This is a genomic window from Pseudomonas sp. TH06, from assembly GCF_016651305.1.
GTDB lineage: Bacteria > Pseudomonadota > Gammaproteobacteria > Pseudomonadales > Pseudomonadaceae > Aquipseudomonas.
This window is the reverse complement of record NZ_JAEKEC010000001.1, coordinates 3,842,668-3,858,474: the sequence shown is the minus strand read 5'-3', so window position 1 is coordinate 3,858,474 and position 15,807 is coordinate 3,842,668. Positions and strand designations below refer to the sequence as shown.

The window sequence follows — 15,807 nt, the reverse complement described above, 5'->3', positions numbered from 1 at the left end:
CGTGTGATGCTGCGTTTGAGTAATTTAAACATGCTCGAATCGGGGTTCACGCTTCTCCAGAAACGCCTGCATCCCCTCTTTCTGCCCGGGGGTGGCAAACAAGCCATGAAATACCCGACGCTCAAACAATATGCCTTCGCGCAGTGTTGATTCTTGCGCACGATCTACCGCTTCGCGGGCAGCCATCGTCGCCGCACCTGAAAATCCGGCAATCCGCTGCGCAACCGCCAGTGCCTGTTCGAGCAATTGATCGGTGGCCGTTACACGCGACACCAGTCCCGCCTGTTCGGCCTCCCTGGCGTTGATAGAACGTCCGGTGAGAATCATGTCCATGGCTTTTGCCCGACCTATTGCGCGCGTCAACCGTTGAGTTCCGCCCATGCCCGGCATTACACCCAGAGTAATTTCCGGCAACGCAAACTTCGCACATTCAGCCGCGATGATCACATCACACATCATCGCCAACTCACAGCCACCGCCATAGGCAAAACCCGCGACGGCTGCTACCTTCGGCGTCCGAAATCCGGTGAAAGCATCCCATCCGGCAAAGTAATCTTCCTGGATCATTTCCACGCAGGATTTCGCGTACATTTCCTTGATATCTGCGCCCGCAGCAAAATACTCCTTCGTACCGGTAATCACGAAACAACCCACATCCGGATCAGCATCCAGCCCACGAAGAGTATCCAACAGCTCCTGCATCATCTGCGCACTCAGGGCATTTCGGGCTTGCGGGCGATTCAGCCGGATCAGCACAACCCGGCCCAGTCGTTCAATCAGTAGATTCATGTTCATCTCATTCCTTGAAAAAAGTGTCTGTCAGAAAAACTTCGCAGCCTTGTCAGGAATCCCAGATAGCGCCGTAGGCCGGTATGCCCCGAGCTTCCATTTCCTCGACCACGCGCTCAGTCAATGTCTGATTGGAGATGCAAATGACCGCTTCAGCGCCGAACGACTCTACGGCGGTGTAAGCCAGTGTCACCAGATCGGGTTTTCCCCGCACGTCCGTGTCCCAGATCAGGGCGTCAGGCTGGGCCTTGAGGATTTCGTCCACCAGCGGATCGCCGTAGGTGGCTCTCGGACTGCGAGTCGACCAGATCAAGCGTATGGGCACTTGTCTGGCCAACAAATGTGGCAGCACCGGCCCGATACCGCTGCCGGTGGCGATATACACCACCGATTTGAACAGCGTTTCAATGTGCGCCACGCCTGCGGTGGTGATGCCCTTGACCCAAACATGCGTTGGCGCCTGCTCGATAAAAGCACCGGTCCAGTCGCCGGCACGGGAAATAATCAGTCGGAAACCGTCCTGCCCTGGCGTAGGAATATTGGCGAAGGAATGCCATTCCCACAGCGGACTACGGCTGATGGCCGTCGCGGACCCGGCAAACGGTGTGTGGTGATTGAAGTGGGCAATCACTGCATGTGACGAAGGCCGAACCAGACTGACAGGCACTTTTCGCAAATGCAGCCAGGGCAACGCGATGCTGAACGTCACCAGCAGCAACACCCAGAACGAGGCAGACGCAGAAAGAACGTCCATCATCGCAACCGTTGGATTCTGCTCTCGGGCAGACACCAGCGTCATCGCCCAGAACATCGCAAGTGCAGCCCATCCGGCAAAACGGTGAGTTCGTTCGAATGCATTGTGGAATCGCCCGCGAATTGCCGGCATGGCCATAATTGCCACCACCAACATTAACCCTAGCAGCCCGCCACTCAATCCAATCAAGGTCAGCGAAACACCGCCCGGCCCCTGGAACCGCTGCCAGAGCATCGAACCGAACAACAACGCAAACCACGCAATCGCAGCCATCGCCCCACCGCTGTGCAGCCCGCCGAAGTGGTAGACCTTGGCCAGCGTTCGCCGAATCGCCAGCGGCCAGCTGGTGGGCGCCCGGGTAGCCAGCCAGAACAACAGATTGATGAGGTACTGCTGACGAATCAGTATGGCCAGCGAGAGGTTAGCAACCACCAGCCCGGACAACGTCTGCAAATCCGCACCGGCGATCGACCACCATTGCCCGACCTTGATGCCGTAAACCAGCACGGCGATATTGCAGGCCAGCACCAGCACAACCAGACGATTGTAATGCGAGAACATCGGCAGCGTTCCCAGGCGCCGCCAGAGCACCCGTCGAGCAGGTAAAACGATGTTCAAATCAGGCCCGTTCATGCCTTCACCTGAGCATCGACGCCGGCATTTGAGGTCTGATGCGCCACAGCCCACTCGAGCAATAATCGCTTGTCGATTTTGCCCCGGGACGTGAGCGGAATCTCATCCACAGCGAGAATCAGCGAAGGCACACAATAGTAGGCAAGCCGTGCTTCACAGCAGACTCGCGCCGCATCGACGTCAGTTCTGGCGGGATAGACGAAGGCTACCAGATGACGATTATCGAGCTTCAGTGTGACCGCGCGCTCACAGTTCGGCGCAGACTCCAAGGCCGCAGACACCGAGTCGAGCTCAACCCGAAAGCCCCTGACCTTTACCTGATCATCGACACGCCCCAGGTGCTCAAGCTCACCGTCTGCCGTCCAGCGCCCCAGATCGCGGGTCCGGAACATCACGCGCCCCTCGCCCAGAAATGGGTCGGGCCGATAACGCTCACGGGTCAGTTGAGCATTGCCCAGATAACCCGCCGTCACGCAATCGCCGCCCGCCCACATCTCGCCCTGCTCACCCGGCTCGCAAAGTTGCCCTGCTTCATCGAGCACGTACACTGTGTTGTTGGGCGTTGGCTTGCCAATCGTCAGTGCTCCCGAGCCCCGATAGTGCTGCATAGTATTGACGATCGTGGTTTCGGTCGGCCCACACGCATTGTAAAACGTGCAAATCGCTGCCCAGCGATCCGCCAACGGCTGTGGGCAAGGCTCACCCGCCAAAGCGACCACCTTCACTTGGCCACAACGAGCGGGGTCAAGCGTGGCAAGAATCGACGGAGTCGCGATTAACACGTCACACTGTTCAGCGGTCTGCGCGATGTCCTTGCCTCGGATCATAAGCGTCGCACCATGGGCCAGACACCCCAGCACTTCCCAGGCCGCCATATCGAACGCGATGTTGAGGATCTGGCCGACTTTCAACCCCGGTCGCATGCCGAGATTGCCGGGCTCGGTCAGCAGAATGTTGCAGACGTTGCGCTGAGTCACACGTACGCCGTTGGGCAGTCCGGTGGTGCCCGACGTAAACAATACAAAACACAGTGAGTCAGCTGATGATGTTGCGCCAAAGGTATTCAGTTCGTCCGCGACCACACTGGCGACACGGATGAATTCATCCAGGTGGATGCAGTGTTGTGCCGTGGCCAGCGGAATCGCCGGTGCCAGTTCGGATAGAGTCAGGACCACCCGCACCCGGGCGACGTCCATGATGTGGCGCAATTGCGCAGCGGGGGTAATGCCCACATGCTGCGGAATATAGGCGGCCCCGACTTTCAGCGTGGCCAGCATGCCCACCAGCATCGGAATCGACCTTTCGACGAACAGTGCCAAATGGTCGCCCGGTAACACACCTTGTTTGAGCAACACTGCGGCGAGTCGATTAGCCTGGCGGTTCAGTTCGCCATAGGTGATGGAATGGCCCTGATGCCGAGCGGCGACAGCCTGAGGTCGGGCAAGGGCTTGTGCTTCGATTGCACGATGAATCAACGTCGCGTCAGGCTCGACTGTTGGGCCGCAGCCAAAGCGCTGCCATGGGTTGGACTGAACTTTCAACCGGGAATCGAAGCCCCGTGTCGACCGATTAGTTATCGCGAACGCATTCATTGGAAATTTCCCTTTTCTGATTTCAACCATTTTCTGGTCACGTCCCTCATCGGTGGCCTTGGCTGCACCGGTAGAAAAACGCGCCTTTCAAATGGGTTGAGCAGGGAAATTGAAATCCATTACACGGACTACAACTCGCGGAGAGCCATCCTACAAAACGAAGGATAAAAACTTACAGCTACGACGATGGAATAAGCTTCGCTGAGGGGCGTCTTCCTTCTCAACACTGTCTTTTTGGCTCAGGGTATTGCCTTCGATGAAAACCTCGGCATGAACGCACTCGATGAACAACTGCGTGAGCTGATCCCCAGATTGCGCCGCTTTGCCGTGTCACTGACACACAACAGCAGCAGCGCCGACGATCTGGTACAGGCTTGCCTTGAGCGGGCACTGTCGAGTTGGGGTGATAAACGCGCCGACGGCGACTTGCGTGCCTGGCTGTTCGCGATCCTGTATCGGCAGTTTCTCGATGCCCATCGTCGTTCGCGCCGCTATGCGCGGATGCTCGAGTTTTTCACCGGACGCGACGATGCCGAGCCCTCGGCGGAACGCACCGTGATCGCCCAATCGACCCTGCAAGCCTTCGACCGACTGCCCACTGAACAGCGCGCCCTGCTGCTCATGGTCTCGGTCGAAGGCCTTTCCTATAAAGAGGTCGCCGAGATTCTCGGCGCCCCGATCGGCACCGTGATGTCGCGCCTGTCCCGCGCCCGCCAGGCCTTGCGCCAACTCAGCGACGGCGAAATCAGCAGCCCTTCTTTGCGGATACTCAAATGATCAGCATGCCTCCCAACGAGCGTGACCTGCACGCTTTTGTCGACCACCAACTCAGCGACGCCGACCGGCGTGTGCTGGAAACCTGGCTGGCGAGCCATCCGGATGAAGCCGCGCAAGTTCGCGCCTGGCAACAGGATGCCCAGCAATTGCGCGCGGCGCTGAGCGGTGCGTTGCAACAACCGATGAATCCAGCGCTTGATCCGGCGATGATTCGCCAGCGCCAGAAGCGTCAGTCACGCCGACATCTGGCCAGCGCCGCGGTGTTGCTGATCGCGGTGAGCGTCGGCGGTTTCAGCGGCTGGCAGGCGCGGGAAATGACCCTCGTGCGCTCCTCTGTATTACCCATGACCGACGCGTTGCAGGCTTATCGACTGATTGCCCAGCAAGGCATGCTGCCGGCGGATTACCAGGTGGCAGGCGATGGCGGTATGCAGCACTGGCTCGACCGCTATTTCACTCAGGCCCGTCGTTTGCCTGATCTGACGACTGCCGGCTTCCACCCGGTCAGCGGGCGTCTGCTCAGCACCGATGAAGGCCCGGCGGCGATGGTGATGTATGAGGATTCGAGTGGGCACAAAGTGAGCTTCTACGTTCGCCCACCAGGCCCGAAAAACACCTTTTTGCCGCGAGGCAGCCGCAACGATGGCGATTTGCAGGCCGAATACTGGTCGGGCGGTGGTTACAACTATGCGATGGTCAGCCCGGTTGATACGCCGGCCGCCCCCCTGCTGAAACAATCCATTCAGTTCTGAATCGCCCTCTGTAGGAGCTGCGGCACGCTGCGATCTTTTGATCTTGAACCTTAAAAACAAGATCAAAAGATCGCAGCCTCGTTTCACTCGACAGCTCCTACAGGAACGGAGTCAGGTCAAAAGGGAACCGAGCCGAGTCAGAGGGGATTCGAGTCAAGTCAGAACCCCACATCCAGCACCACATTGTCCAGATACGTCCCCGCCGGCGGTGTGGTCTGGTCGGTATAGATCTTTGCGTTGTAATTGAAAATCTGGCTACCAGTCCCTAGCCCGTTGCCCGGATTGACCTCGGCATCGCTACTCGCCCGACGTGCCGCCCCCACGCTGCCCCAGCGCGTCGTGCCGGCACTTTTGAAAATGTCATAGGCCAGATAGTTGCTCCCGGAAATCATCCGGCGCCGTCCACCCGCGCTGACCGGGTTTTGCCCGTCGCTCAGGCCCACGGTGTAGGCGCTGCCCTTGGTGCAGGCCAGATTGATGGTCTGTCCGGTGACCGGAGTGAACGCGCTGATCACCGGAGCGCTGCCGAACGCAATATTAGGTGCGGTGATCGTGCAATCGTTGGAGACGGTAAGGTTCACGGTCAACGTGGTGGTGCCGCTGTTGATATCGCGGCCCAGGCACACGCTGCCGATGCCGATTCCCGAACAGTAATTCCAGTTCCAGAAGATGCTCAGGGTTTCGGTGTACACCCCCGCTGCGACGTTGCTGCCGATGGTCGTCCCCAGGTAGAGCGGCACGGTTTTCGGAGTCGTACCGCCCAGCAGACCCAGGGCATCGATGATGCCATTGCGGGCGAAGTCATACGCCGTGCCGCGCGTCAGCGGGTAACTGGTGCTGTTGTTGGCGTAGACCGTGTAGCTGATGACATCGCCGGTCGGTCCGAGCAATCCGCTCTGGGTCGACGAGACCGTGCCCCAGAAGTGGTCATTGCTGGTGAGCAGTGACAGCAACGAGCCGGTGCAACTCAACCCGCCATTGAGCGTGGAACTGGGTTGCGACGTGGTGCGCACGGCAATCGAACTGAGCGTTCCGAAGGCCGCCGGTGTGGTGCTGACCACCGAACACAAGGCCTGCGCCGCCCCCGGCAACAACAACGCCAACCCCAGAAGCCAGCGTGCGCCGATCATTGGCACACCAGCGGGCCGATCAGCGGCACCTGGTTCTGGTTCATGTCGACATCGAACTGCGCCTTGCAGGTTTTGCCGTCCGCCAGCGTCACCTGCAGCGAGTTCTGCGCCTGCAGGTTTTCCAGATAGACCAGGCCATCCCAACCGACCACCGTGCGCGTGCCGCTCTGCTCATGCAGCACGCCTGCGCCCAACGGCAGCTCACGTTGCTGCGCGTCGACCAGAACAATGCTCGCGGCAATGATTCTGCTCAGTGGGAACTCGAGCAGGTAACCGCTGCCACGGCGTACCGCGATGCGCTGTTCGACGTTGGGGCTGCGCACATTCGGCGGCAGGTTCAGCGGATCGATTTCGTACTTGCCGCGGTAATAGGCACTGCTCCACGGCACCAGGAGATGACCGTTTTTATCGGTCTGCCCCACTTGCTGGTTTTCGTAGCGCACCGGAATGTCGGCAAAACCATCGGTGCTGACCACCACAAATGCATCGTCGATACGGTTGGCGGCGAACACTTGCCGATCCATCCACACCAGCGATCCACTGGCATCGGCCCAACGGGTTTCGGCGTCGGACGTGCCATACACGCCGGCCTGCAACTGCACCGATTGCAGACGCCAGGTCACGTCGGCCTGACGATAATCGGCGCCATCACCCTTGGCGTACCCCAGATTGAAGCCGACCCCGCCCTCGGTCGGTACCGAACGGCTGTAGTTGACGCGCTGCTGGGTTTGCCCGGTTTTGCTGCGCTCGCTGCTGATCGCCAGGCTGCCACGCAAATCGAACGGGATCACCAGTTGCGCCTGCACGGCCCAGTTGCTGTCGCCGATCTCGCGGTTGGCCGACAGATAAAAACTGCTGTTGCGCCACAACGGTTTGCTCCAGCTCAAATTGAGCAGGCGCGTGCGCGAATCGTCGGCGGCACGCACATCGAAATAACCGGCACCGAGGCTGCCCCAACGATCCAGGTTGAGGCTCAGCGTGGCCTGCTCGCTGCGACGGCTGAGGCTGATGTAGGGGCTGTCGACCACGGTCAGGTCAGCGTATTGATCGTGACGTTGCAGGCGCTGGTAAGAAAAGCTGAAACGCTGATTGCTGTACTGATAGCCGAGGCTCAATTGTTCGCCGCCGTCACCGTCGAAACGGCTCTGACTGATGGCGCTGTTGAGCACGCCGAAATTGCCCAGGCGCAGGTTTCCGCCGAGGCCGCCGAGGGTCAGGTTTTCCGCAGCTTCGGCATGGCTCTCCAGAGTGAAGCTGTCGCTGACGCCATACCGCAGACTGCCGGAGGTGACGCCCGGCCCATAGTTGAAATCCTTCAGTGCGTAGTCGCGGCGCAAGGTACCGGCTGCCACGGAAAAGTCGCTCAGGCCCTTCTGCAACAAACTGCTGGTCACATAAAAGGGCACCGTGGTCGACACCTGCCGCCCCAGCGCATCCGTGGTGACCACCACTGCTTCGCCGGCACCGTTGATGAACGGAATGTTGGTCAGCGTATACGGCCCCGGTTGCAGATCCGCGCTGCTGGATTTGTAGCCATTGATGAACAGATCCACCGAGGATGGCACCGCCGCCTCCCCGGCAAACTGTGGCAACGGATAGGTCACCAGGTCCGGCCGCACCGCAAAGTCGCGGGAGAACTGCACGCCACCCAGACGCACCGAACTGCTCCAGGGCAACGCGCCGCTGATGACGTCGCCCGCCTCGTAGGTGAGCATTCGCTCGTCATCGGAGTAACGCCACGTCGTGTCGTAACGCAGGTAGCCGTTGTTCAGCGTACTCAGCGAATCACCGGACAAGGTGCGTCGGTATTGCCCGGTATTGGACAACGTGCCCCAACTGTCGAACAGCCGCACCTCGTTCCACGCCGCCAGATAGGTGCCGGCATCGTCGGTGTCGTTGAGGTACAGGTCGTAGTTGAACAGCGCGCCGAAACTGCTCAGTGCCGGCGTGCGCGGGTAGTTCTGGCGATTGCCGATGAACTGCTCCGGCAACCACTCCGGCGGCACATCCAGCAACAGGCGCTGGCCGACACTGTCGTAATCGCTGTGCAGCCCCGGCAGGCTGTCGAGATCGACTTCGGCACCGACACCGTCGGGCAGTTTCATACCGGTTTCGCGTAACGCCGTGCCCGGCAGAAACAGCCGCCCACCGCGCTGATCCACCGCCACCACGCGTCCGGTATTCATCTGGTTGACCACCAGTTCGAGAAACAGCTGTGCATCGCTGACGGCCTCCATGCCGCTGGGAGGCGGCGGCAGTTCACCGGCCCCGGATGGTTGAACGAACACCAGGCAACACGCGCCGGTCATGAGCCACAACGGACGCCGAATACGGCGAGCCCATCCTGGGCTCATACGCGCTTTACGTCCGTCAATGGACTCAATCCTCCTTTCGTCACACCCGAGTATTTCTGGCGCAACCCAATACTGTGGCGAGGGGATTTATCCCCGATGGGCTGCGAAGCGGCCCCAACGCAGTCATAACACGCGTTAAACCTGACACACCGCTCTTGCTAGCTTTGGGGCTGCTTCGCAGCCCATCGGGGCGGTGCGACGTTTCGCTAAATCCCCTCGCCACAAAAAGCACATCTGAAAAATCTTCGTCCGGCTACCGTGCCGGGCTGATGCTCTGTACCTGCGGCGCCCCATTGACCCGCACCTGCAACGCCGAATCACCCGCCGCAGCACCCGGTGCCGGCCAGCGCATCACCGCGCCCGGCAACACGTACCCCAGCAGCCCCTCGGCCAATGGCTTGCTCTGCCCGCCCTGTTTGATCGCCACGTCCGTCAACCGTGCATGCACCGCACCCTGGTTGCGCACTTCCACATACGGCCGTCCCTCCACTGCCACCGTGCGCCAGCTCAATTGCGGCAGGCCGATGCCTTTCGGATCACGCGGGCGAGTGCTGTCCTCTTTGCTCCACAGCCCCGCGCCGTAGGCAAACAGCGGCACCGAATAGCGCATCTGGAAACGAATGGCGGCGGCGGTCTTGCCGCCCTCAGCAGAGGTCGGCTGTGCGGACGGGATTTCGTCGATGATGATTCGATAAGCAAGTTCCTGCCCCGGTGGCACCTCTTTGGTTCGGGTCAGCCGCACCAGTTGCTTTTGCCCCGGCTCGATCTTCGCCACCGGCGGACTGCCGATCACGTCACGTTGATTCTGGTATTGCTCCTCGAAACCGCTCTGGCTCCAGCTGAAGACGCGAATCTGCAGATTGGCGGTTTCGTTACCGCGGTTCTCCAGCCATAACGCACTGGCCTGCTGATCGGCTTCCAGCACCGGGTCAATCGGCCAGATCAATACCGAACTGGCGGCATGCGTATTACCAGCCCCGAGCATGACCAGCGCCAACATCGCGCACTGAAACAGTGAATGCCGTGATGTAACTGATCCCATAGACCTGCTCCTTGTCGGCAATCCAGACTTCGCCTCACCACGACAGCTGCACCTGCAACACGTCGCTGTACGTCCCCCCAGGCTGATTGCCCGGCAATTGCACCTGACCGTAAATCGGCAGGCTGATGTTGTTCGCATCGCTGTAGGCCACCGCCACACTCTGGCCGATGCCCAGGCTCTGGCTGTACGCCGCATCACGAAACAGCGCATACGCCACCCGCGCGCTGCCACTGTTGATCTGCATGTGCCGGCCACTGCTGTTGTACTGACCGCCATCGACGCTCATGTTCAGCGACACTCCCGGTGTGCATTGCAATTGCACGCCCCCGGTCAGCGCGACCTGCACCGTGCCGGTGGCCAGGGCCGAACGCGTACCGAAATTCAGTCCGCCATAGTTCGACACCCCGCCCACCACCAGACACCCCGCCGTGACCGTGGCGCTGACCTGAAAACTCTGACTGGTCGCAGCGGTCAGCGGCAGCGGAGCACTGCCCGCACAAAGCAGGAGCAGCGCGATGCAGCCTTGACGGCGCATGGCATCAGAACGTCAGTTCAACAGCGACAGTGTCGGTGTAGGTCCCTGCCGGCAAACCGGCCTTGCCCACCGCCTGACCGTAGATATTCACCGTTTGCGCCACGCCGGTGCTGGCGGCCAGATTGATCGTGCCGTCAATCGCCAACAGCTGCGAGTGCCCGGCATCGGTGTAAAAATCGTACGGCACATAATTGGCGACGCCGTCGTACAGCGCGCGCGTACCGCCCGGTGACATGCCGTCATGGGAGCCGGCCCGGACCTTGACCGTCGGCGTGGTGCCACTGGAGCAAAGAATCGACAACGCCCCGCCGCCACCGCCCAGCACTTGCCCGGTGGCGGTGGTGAACAGGCTGTTGGCGGTGCCGAAATTCAACGCACCGAAGTTCAGACCGGTCGAACCGCCGGAGCCGTTGACCTGACAACTGCTGGTCAGGATCAGGCTCGAGGTGATCTGGCCGGTGACAGTGGTAGCGGCATGAGCACTGGAAACCAGCGCCAGCCCAAGCAGCGACAAACCTATCCTTGATGCATACATACGCATGGTGTCCGTCCTCTACGGGGTTACCAGTCGAGCGTCACCGTCAGGGTGTCGGTATAGACACCTGCCGGAACCGCGCGGGTATTCGCCACCACCGAGCCAAATACCGGAATCGGTATCTGCGCACCGCTGGTGACAGCGAAATTGTGTTGTTGGCCGATGCTGTAGCTCCGGGCGCCGGAGGGATCGACGAACAGTTGGTAGGGAATGGTCTGGCGGCCGTTGCTCAGGCGCCGGGTATTGCCGTCACCATGAGTGCCACCGTTGATGGTGACGGTGAAACCGGTGACCGAGGGGTTGCAGGCGACATTCAGTCTGCCGCTGCTGTCACCGTCGAGGCTGGCCTTGATCGGTGCGTTCCAGGTCGGCCCCTGAAGGCCGAAGTCAAGCTTGCCCAGATCGCTGACCGGGCTGGAGGGGTTGCCGGTGTTGGTCACTTCGCAACCGGCAATGAGGATCAGCCGTGCATGAATCTGCCCGCTCATCGCCGCTTGCGCGTCGTCCGCGAGTAATGCCAGCGTACCTGCCGCCACGACCATCCAGTGTTTGCCTGTCATTGTGTCCGTCCCTGCTCCTTGAGGAATGACTCAACCGCCCCGTTCATTGCTGAACACCTTCCTTGCACAACCCGCATCCGGCGGATTGCCAATCACCACCTGGCGATCACCAGGTGACCGTCACTTTGACCAGATCCGAATAGCGGCTGACCTTCGGTACTTGCGCCAGACGTTCGATCCGCGCATACAGCGGCAACTCCACGGTGCCCGTATCCGGCACCCGACCGCTGACCGGCACATCCACCACCAGCGGCACTCGCCGCGCGGCGTCCTGATACAAGCGATACGGAATCGGCTTGCTGTCAGCCGCCCCGGCCATGTAGCGAACTTCGCCGACACCGCCGTGCAAACCGCCATCGACGCGCAGTTGATAGGGCGTGTCCGGGTTGCATTCCAGGCGTGGCAACCGCTGGTTGGTCAAGGCCGCTGCGAGTGGCCCGGCCGGGTCGTCGAGACGCGCGGTACTGCCGAAATCAAGCACGCCGAGCTGTTCGATGCCGGCCTCGCGCTGCTGGCCGATCAACTGGCAGCCGCGCTGCACGTCGACGCGTACCTCGACCTGAAGATCTGCTGCGTATACGGGTGCAACACACGCACCCAGCAGGCCCATGACCACACGTAGATTCACTGCCCGGTTCCTTGTCAGCGAGCGCTTGCGTTGTCGTTACTGTGTTTCAGGTTAGCAACGGACGGCGATTGCGCCAGTCGATTGGATCCATGGATCGGACGAGATATGTTTCGAGAGGTTGGCAACAGGCCGAATCATCTCGCTGAAAATAACTGTACGCGCCGCACAATGTTGTTCACTGACCGCCCATTTTCGACCGTCCGCGCTGGAGCATCGATTACGCGTCTGGTTACACTGTGCCGCCGCGCCCCCGGGGGCCGGATTGATGACTCGGAGTGACGCAAAGTGCCCGCCCAACCGCCGAAACGATCACGACTGTCGCAGCGCTGGCCGGCGTTGCGGCGCCTGTTCGGCAAAGGCCTGCCCGCCAGCGCTGGCCATGACGCCAGTGCCCAGTCGATCCGCGATTACTTCCGTAACAAGGCGCGCAGTCAGGGCTACACCCTCAGCCATGCCCAGCAGCGAGTGATCGATTGCATGGCGCAGCAGGCCAGCCTGCTGTTCGGCGCTTCAACGCACACCCCGCCGAGCCTTTATCTGCATGGAGCGGTCGGACGCGGCAAGAGCTGGTTACTGGATGGCTTTTTTCAGGCGTTGCCGATCACGCAGAAGCGGCGCCTGCATTTCCATGAGTTCTTTGCGCAATTGCATCAGGGCATGTTCCGCCATCGCCAGCAGGATGACGCCTTGGCCATCACCCTCGATGAGCTGCTGCAGGACTGTCGCGTGCTGTGTTTCGACGAGTTTCATGTGCATGACATTGGCGATGCGATGCTCATCACTCGGCTGTTCAAGGCATTGTTCCAACGCGGAATTTTACTGCTGGTCACTTCCAACTATCCGCCTGAAGGCTTGCTGCCCAACCCGCTCTACCACGCACGTTTCAAACCGGTGATCGAGCTGATCAATTCGCGCATGCAGGTCATGGAAGTCGGCGGCCCACACGACTACCGCACTCAGGCGCACAACTCTGTGCATCAACTGTTCACTCAGGGCCATTACGTGTGGCCAGCCACGCTGGTCCAACGTCAGGCGCTGAATCTGCCAGCAGAGCACGCGCCAGCCATTTCGTTGATGGTCGGTACGCGGCCGTTTCGGGCACGGCTGCATCAAGATCGGCGTGTCGCTTTTACCTTCGACGATCTGTGCGAACAGCCGACAGCCGTGATGGATTATCTGGAGCTGTGTCGGCGTTTCGACCACTGGATCATCGACCACCTGCCGCTACTGGACGCATGTTCGATCGCCGCGCAACAACGCTTCATCAACTTGATCGACGTCCTCTACGACCAGGACAAACACCTGACCTTGCTGGGCCGACTGCCGTTGCACGAAAGCCTGGCGGGCAACACCATCGACCTGGCCCGCACACGCAGCCGATTGGGCCAGTTGCAAAACCTGACAACCACTCCCCATCACCTGTAGGCGCAGTTTCGCACTTGGGTCTGCGCCAGGCAGGCATCTGCCGTTATGATGTCGCCCATTCCCAGCGAACCCTTTATTGCGAAGTCCTTCATGCATACCCTTGCTCAATTGCGCGCCGGCGAATTGTCGGGCATTACACGGCTGGATCTGTCCTGCGGCCTGACCGAGTTCCCGCCGCAGATCTTCGACCTCGCCGATACTCTCGAAGTGCTCAACCTCAGCGGCAATGCCTTGAGCAACCTGCCGGATGATCTGCATCGCCTGACCCGGCTGCGTGTGCTGTTCTGCTCCGACAACCAGTTCACCGAACTGCCCGCCTGCCTCGGCCAATGCGCCACGCTGAGCATGATCGGCTTCAAGGCCAACCGCATCGTCGAGGTTCCCGGTGCCGCGCTGCCGCCGTTACTGCGCTGGCTGATCCTTACCGACAACTGCATCGAAACCCTGCCGAACGAACTCGGTGAGCGCCCTTACCTGCAAAAACTCATGCTGGCGGGCAATCGCCTGCAATCGCTGCCATCGTCGCTGAGCCAATGCCATCGCCTGGAACTGATCCGCATCGCCGCCAACCGCCTGACCGAGTTACCGCAGTCTCTGCTGACATTGCCGAGCCTGACGTGGCTGGCTTACGCCGGCAATCCGCTGGAAACCGAGGCCGATGCCGCTGCCCTTGAAGCCACCCCGCTGATCGACTGGTCGGCGCTGCGTCTGGAGCAACAACTGGGCGAAGGCGCCTCCGGGGTGATTTCCCGGGCGATCTGGCGACGCGCCGATGGCTCGGAGCAACCGGTCGCGGTGAAACTTTACAAAGGCGAGATGACCAGCGACGGCTCACCGCTGCACGAAATGAACGCGTGCATCACCGCAGGTCTGCACCCGAATCTGATTCGCGTGGAAGGCCGTATTCAGGGTCATCCCGATGGCCAGCACGGTCTGGTGATGCAGCTGATTGATCCGAGCTTTCGCAACCTCGCGGCATTGCCGAGCCTGGCGTCGTGCTCGCGGGATGTCTATGCCGAGGATCGCCGTTTCACCGCCGAGGTGGCGCTGAGCATTGCCAAGGGCATCGCCGCCGCAGCGGAGCATCTGCATCAGCAAGGCATCACCCACGGCGATCTCTATGGGCACAACATTCTGTTGAACGATCAGGGTGAGTGTTTACTCGGGGATTTCGGTGCGGCGTCGTTTCATGCCACCACCGACAATGCCGAAACGCATGCGCTGCAACGCATCGAGGTGCGGGCGTTCGGGATTTTGCTCGGAGAACTGCTGGCGCGGATCGACTCGGGGTTGAGCGATGAGCGGCGTGTGCTGCTGGAAGCACTGGAGCGGCGCTGCTGTCAGCCGGAGGTGCTGGCGCGGCCGGGGTTCAGTGAAGTCGTGGAGCAATTGCACAATCTCTGACTCATACAAACCCTGTGGCGAGGGAGCTTGCTCCCGCTCGGCTGCGCAGCAGTCGTCGCTTTGGGACGGCTTCGCCATCCAGCGGGAGCAAGCTCCCTCACCACAGGTCAGTTTTGTAGCAGATCAGCCAGCCAGACCGACAAACATGTCCTGCACGTCGTCATGGTTGTCGAGGCCTTCCAGGAACGCTTCAACTTCAGCCATCTGCTCATCGCTCAAGCCGCTGACCGGGTTCTTCGGCTGGTAGCCCAGCTTGGCCGACAGCACGGTGAAACCTTGTTCCGGCAGGGCTTTCTGCACCGAATCCAGATCGGTCGGATCGGTCAGGAACAGGGTCGCGCCCTCTTCGCCCGCTTCGAAATCCTGGGCACCGGCTTCGATCGCGGCCATTTCCGGATCGGCGTCCGGGCTGTCCGGCGACGCTTCGATCATGCCCACATGGTTGAAATCCCAGGCCACGGAGCCCGAAGCACCCAGTTGCCCTTTGCGGAATGCCACGCGGATTTCCGCGACGGTGCGGTTGATGTTGTCGGTCACGCACTCGACGATCAACGGTACCTGGTGCGGGGCAAAACCTTCGTAGGTCACGCGATGGTATTGCACGGTTTCGCCCAACAGACCTGCGCCTTTCTTGATGGCGCGATCCAGGGTTTCCTTCGGCATCGAGGCTTTCTTGGCCTGTTCGACCACCAGACGCAGGTGTGCGTTGGTGGTGGTATCGGCACCGTTGCGGGCAGCAATGGTGATTTCTTTCACCAGTTTGCCGAAGATTTTGCCCTTGGCGTTGGCTGCCGCTTCTTTGTGTTTAACCTTCCACTGTGCGCCCATTACTCACTCTCTTGATCTGTGGCGCCGAGACATCTATTGGCCGACGCGTGCCGGCCAGTTTATACGGCC

The 15,807-nt window shown here is 60.6% G+C and carries 15 protein-coding genes; 4 read left to right on the top strand and 11 right to left on the bottom strand.

Annotation, left to right across the window (positions count from 1 at the left end):
• Positions 1-24 precede the first annotated feature (24 nt).
• The 3 genes from JFT86_RS17360 to JFT86_RS17350 are packed head-to-tail and all read right to left on the bottom strand — an operon-like array spanning position 25 to position 3,798.
• Entirely contained in the window at positions 25-789 is a 765-nt protein-coding gene (locus JFT86_RS17360) for an enoyl-CoA hydratase-related protein (RefSeq protein WP_201237622.1), read from the bottom strand.
• Between the two features lie 52 nt (positions 790-841).
• Positions 842-2,176 (bottom strand): hypothetical protein, encoded by a 1,335-nt coding sequence (locus JFT86_RS17355; protein WP_201237621.1) that lies wholly within the window; start codon positions 2,174-2,176, stop codon positions 842-844.
• Positions 2,173-3,798 carry an amino acid adenylation domain-containing protein gene (locus JFT86_RS17350; RefSeq protein ID WP_242489494.1) on the bottom strand — a complete coding sequence of 542 codons (1,626 nt, stop codon included), beginning with the start codon at positions 3,796-3,798 and terminating at the stop codon, positions 2,173-2,175. Before JFT86_RS17350 ends, JFT86_RS17355 begins: the two co-directional genes overlap by 4 nt.
• A gap of 240 nt (positions 3,799-4,038) precedes the next feature.
• Between JFT86_RS17350 and JFT86_RS17345 the strand changes: the two genes are divergently transcribed.
• Entirely contained in the window at positions 4,039-4,545 is a 507-nt protein-coding gene (locus JFT86_RS17345; RefSeq protein WP_201237620.1) for a sigma-70 family RNA polymerase sigma factor, read from the top strand.
• Entirely contained in the window at positions 4,542-5,297 is a 756-nt protein-coding gene (locus JFT86_RS17340) for an anti-sigma factor (RefSeq protein WP_201237619.1), read from the top strand. The genes JFT86_RS17345 and JFT86_RS17340 overlap by 4 nt, the downstream gene beginning before the upstream one ends.
• 158 nt (positions 5,298-5,455) lie before the next feature.
• Here JFT86_RS17340 and JFT86_RS17335 read toward each other — a convergent pair whose 3' ends face one another.
• The 7 genes from JFT86_RS17335 to JFT86_RS17305 all read right to left on the bottom strand — a co-directional run bounded on the left by JFT86_RS17335 (position 5,456) and on the right by JFT86_RS17305 (position 12,063).
• Positions 5,456-6,427 carry a spore coat U domain-containing protein gene (locus tag JFT86_RS17335; protein ID WP_201237618.1) on the bottom strand — a complete coding sequence of 324 codons (972 nt, stop codon included), beginning with the start codon at positions 6,425-6,427 and terminating at the stop codon, positions 5,456-5,458.
• Entirely contained in the window at positions 6,424-8,781 is a 2,358-nt protein-coding gene (locus JFT86_RS17330; protein ID WP_201237617.1) for a fimbria/pilus outer membrane usher protein, read from the bottom strand. Before JFT86_RS17330 ends, JFT86_RS17335 begins: the two co-directional genes overlap by 4 nt.
• A gap of 253 nt (positions 8,782-9,034) precedes the next feature.
• The gene (locus tag JFT86_RS17325) at positions 9,035-9,823 is read right to left on the bottom strand and encodes a molecular chaperone (RefSeq protein ID WP_201237616.1); all 789 of its coding nucleotides are present in this window, start codon (positions 9,821-9,823) and stop codon (positions 9,035-9,037) included.
• A gap of 34 nt (positions 9,824-9,857) precedes the next feature.
• Positions 9,858-10,358, bottom strand: coding sequence for a spore coat U domain-containing protein (locus JFT86_RS17320; RefSeq protein ID WP_201237615.1), 501 nt, complete (start codon positions 10,356-10,358; stop codon positions 9,858-9,860).
• A gap of 4 nt (positions 10,359-10,362) precedes the next feature.
• Positions 10,363-10,899, bottom strand: coding sequence for a spore coat protein U domain-containing protein (locus JFT86_RS17315; protein ID WP_201237614.1), 537 nt, complete (start codon positions 10,897-10,899; stop codon positions 10,363-10,365).
• Positions 10,900-10,919: 20 nt separating this feature from the next.
• Positions 10,920-11,453 (bottom strand): spore coat U domain-containing protein, encoded by a 534-nt coding sequence (locus tag JFT86_RS17310; protein ID WP_201237613.1) that lies wholly within the window; start codon positions 11,451-11,453, stop codon positions 10,920-10,922.
• Between the two features lie 106 nt (positions 11,454-11,559).
• Complete coding sequence (locus JFT86_RS17305; protein WP_201238614.1) at positions 11,560-12,063, bottom strand: spore coat U domain-containing protein; 504 nt, start codon at positions 12,061-12,063, stop codon at positions 11,560-11,562.
• A gap of 303 nt (positions 12,064-12,366) precedes the next feature.
• Here JFT86_RS17305 and zapE point away from each other — a divergent pair, with 303 nt between their 5' ends.
• Positions 12,367-13,506 carry a cell division protein ZapE gene (zapE, locus tag JFT86_RS17300; protein ID WP_201237612.1) on the top strand — a complete coding sequence of 380 codons (1,140 nt, stop codon included), beginning with the start codon at positions 12,367-12,369 and terminating at the stop codon, positions 13,504-13,506.
• A gap of 90 nt (positions 13,507-13,596) precedes the next feature.
• Positions 13,597-14,910, top strand: coding sequence for a leucine-rich repeat-containing protein kinase family protein (locus JFT86_RS17295; RefSeq protein WP_201237611.1), 1,314 nt, complete (start codon positions 13,597-13,599; stop codon positions 14,908-14,910).
• A gap of 123 nt (positions 14,911-15,033) precedes the next feature.
• Here the strand turns inward: JFT86_RS17295 and JFT86_RS17290 are convergent, their stop codons facing one another.
• Positions 15,034-15,738 carry a YebC/PmpR family DNA-binding transcriptional regulator gene (locus JFT86_RS17290; RefSeq protein ID WP_201237610.1) on the bottom strand — a complete coding sequence of 235 codons (705 nt, stop codon included), beginning with the start codon at positions 15,736-15,738 and terminating at the stop codon, positions 15,034-15,036.
• Positions 15,739-15,807: the final 69 nt, after the last annotated feature.

Coding starts and splice junctions, on each gene's coding strand:
- JFT86_RS17340 (WP_201237619.1), top strand. CDS start 4,542: ATGATCAGCATGCCTCCCAACGAGCGTGACCTGCACGCTTTTGTCGAC.
- JFT86_RS17305 (WP_201238614.1), bottom strand. CDS start 12,063: ATGGGCCTGCTGGGTGCGTGTGTTGCACCCGTATACGCAGCAGATCTT.
- JFT86_RS17315 (WP_201237614.1), bottom strand. CDS start 10,899: ATGCGTATGTATGCATCAAGGATAGGTTTGTCGCTGCTTGGGCTGGCG.
- JFT86_RS17320 (WP_201237615.1), bottom strand. CDS start 10,358: ATGCGCCGTCAAGGCTGCATCGCGCTGCTCCTGCTTTGTGCGGGCAGT.
- JFT86_RS17350 (WP_242489494.1), bottom strand. CDS start 3,798: ATGGTTGAAATCAGAAAAGGGAAATTTCCAATGAATGCGTTCGCGATA.
- JFT86_RS17290 (WP_201237610.1), bottom strand. CDS start 15,738: ATGGGCGCACAGTGGAAGGTTAAACACAAAGAAGCGGCAGCCAACGCC.
- JFT86_RS17360 (WP_201237622.1), bottom strand. CDS start 789: ATGAATCTACTGATTGAACGACTGGGCCGGGTTGTGCTGATCCGGCTG.
- JFT86_RS17355 (WP_201237621.1), bottom strand. CDS start 2,176: ATGAACGGGCCTGATTTGAACATCGTTTTACCTGCTCGACGGGTGCTC.
- JFT86_RS17330 (WP_201237617.1), bottom strand. CDS start 8,781: ATGAGCCCAGGATGGGCTCGCCGTATTCGGCGTCCGTTGTGGCTCATG.
- JFT86_RS17345 (WP_201237620.1), top strand. CDS start 4,039: ATGAACGCACTCGATGAACAACTGCGTGAGCTGATCCCCAGATTGCGC.
- JFT86_RS17335 (WP_201237618.1), bottom strand. CDS start 6,427: ATGATCGGCGCACGCTGGCTTCTGGGGTTGGCGTTGTTGTTGCCGGGG.
- JFT86_RS17310 (WP_201237613.1), bottom strand. CDS start 11,453: ATGACAGGCAAACACTGGATGGTCGTGGCGGCAGGTACGCTGGCATTA.
- JFT86_RS17295 (WP_201237611.1), top strand. CDS start 13,597: ATGCATACCCTTGCTCAATTGCGCGCCGGCGAATTGTCGGGCATTACA.
- JFT86_RS17325 (WP_201237616.1), bottom strand. CDS start 9,823: ATGGGATCAGTTACATCACGGCATTCACTGTTTCAGTGCGCGATGTTG.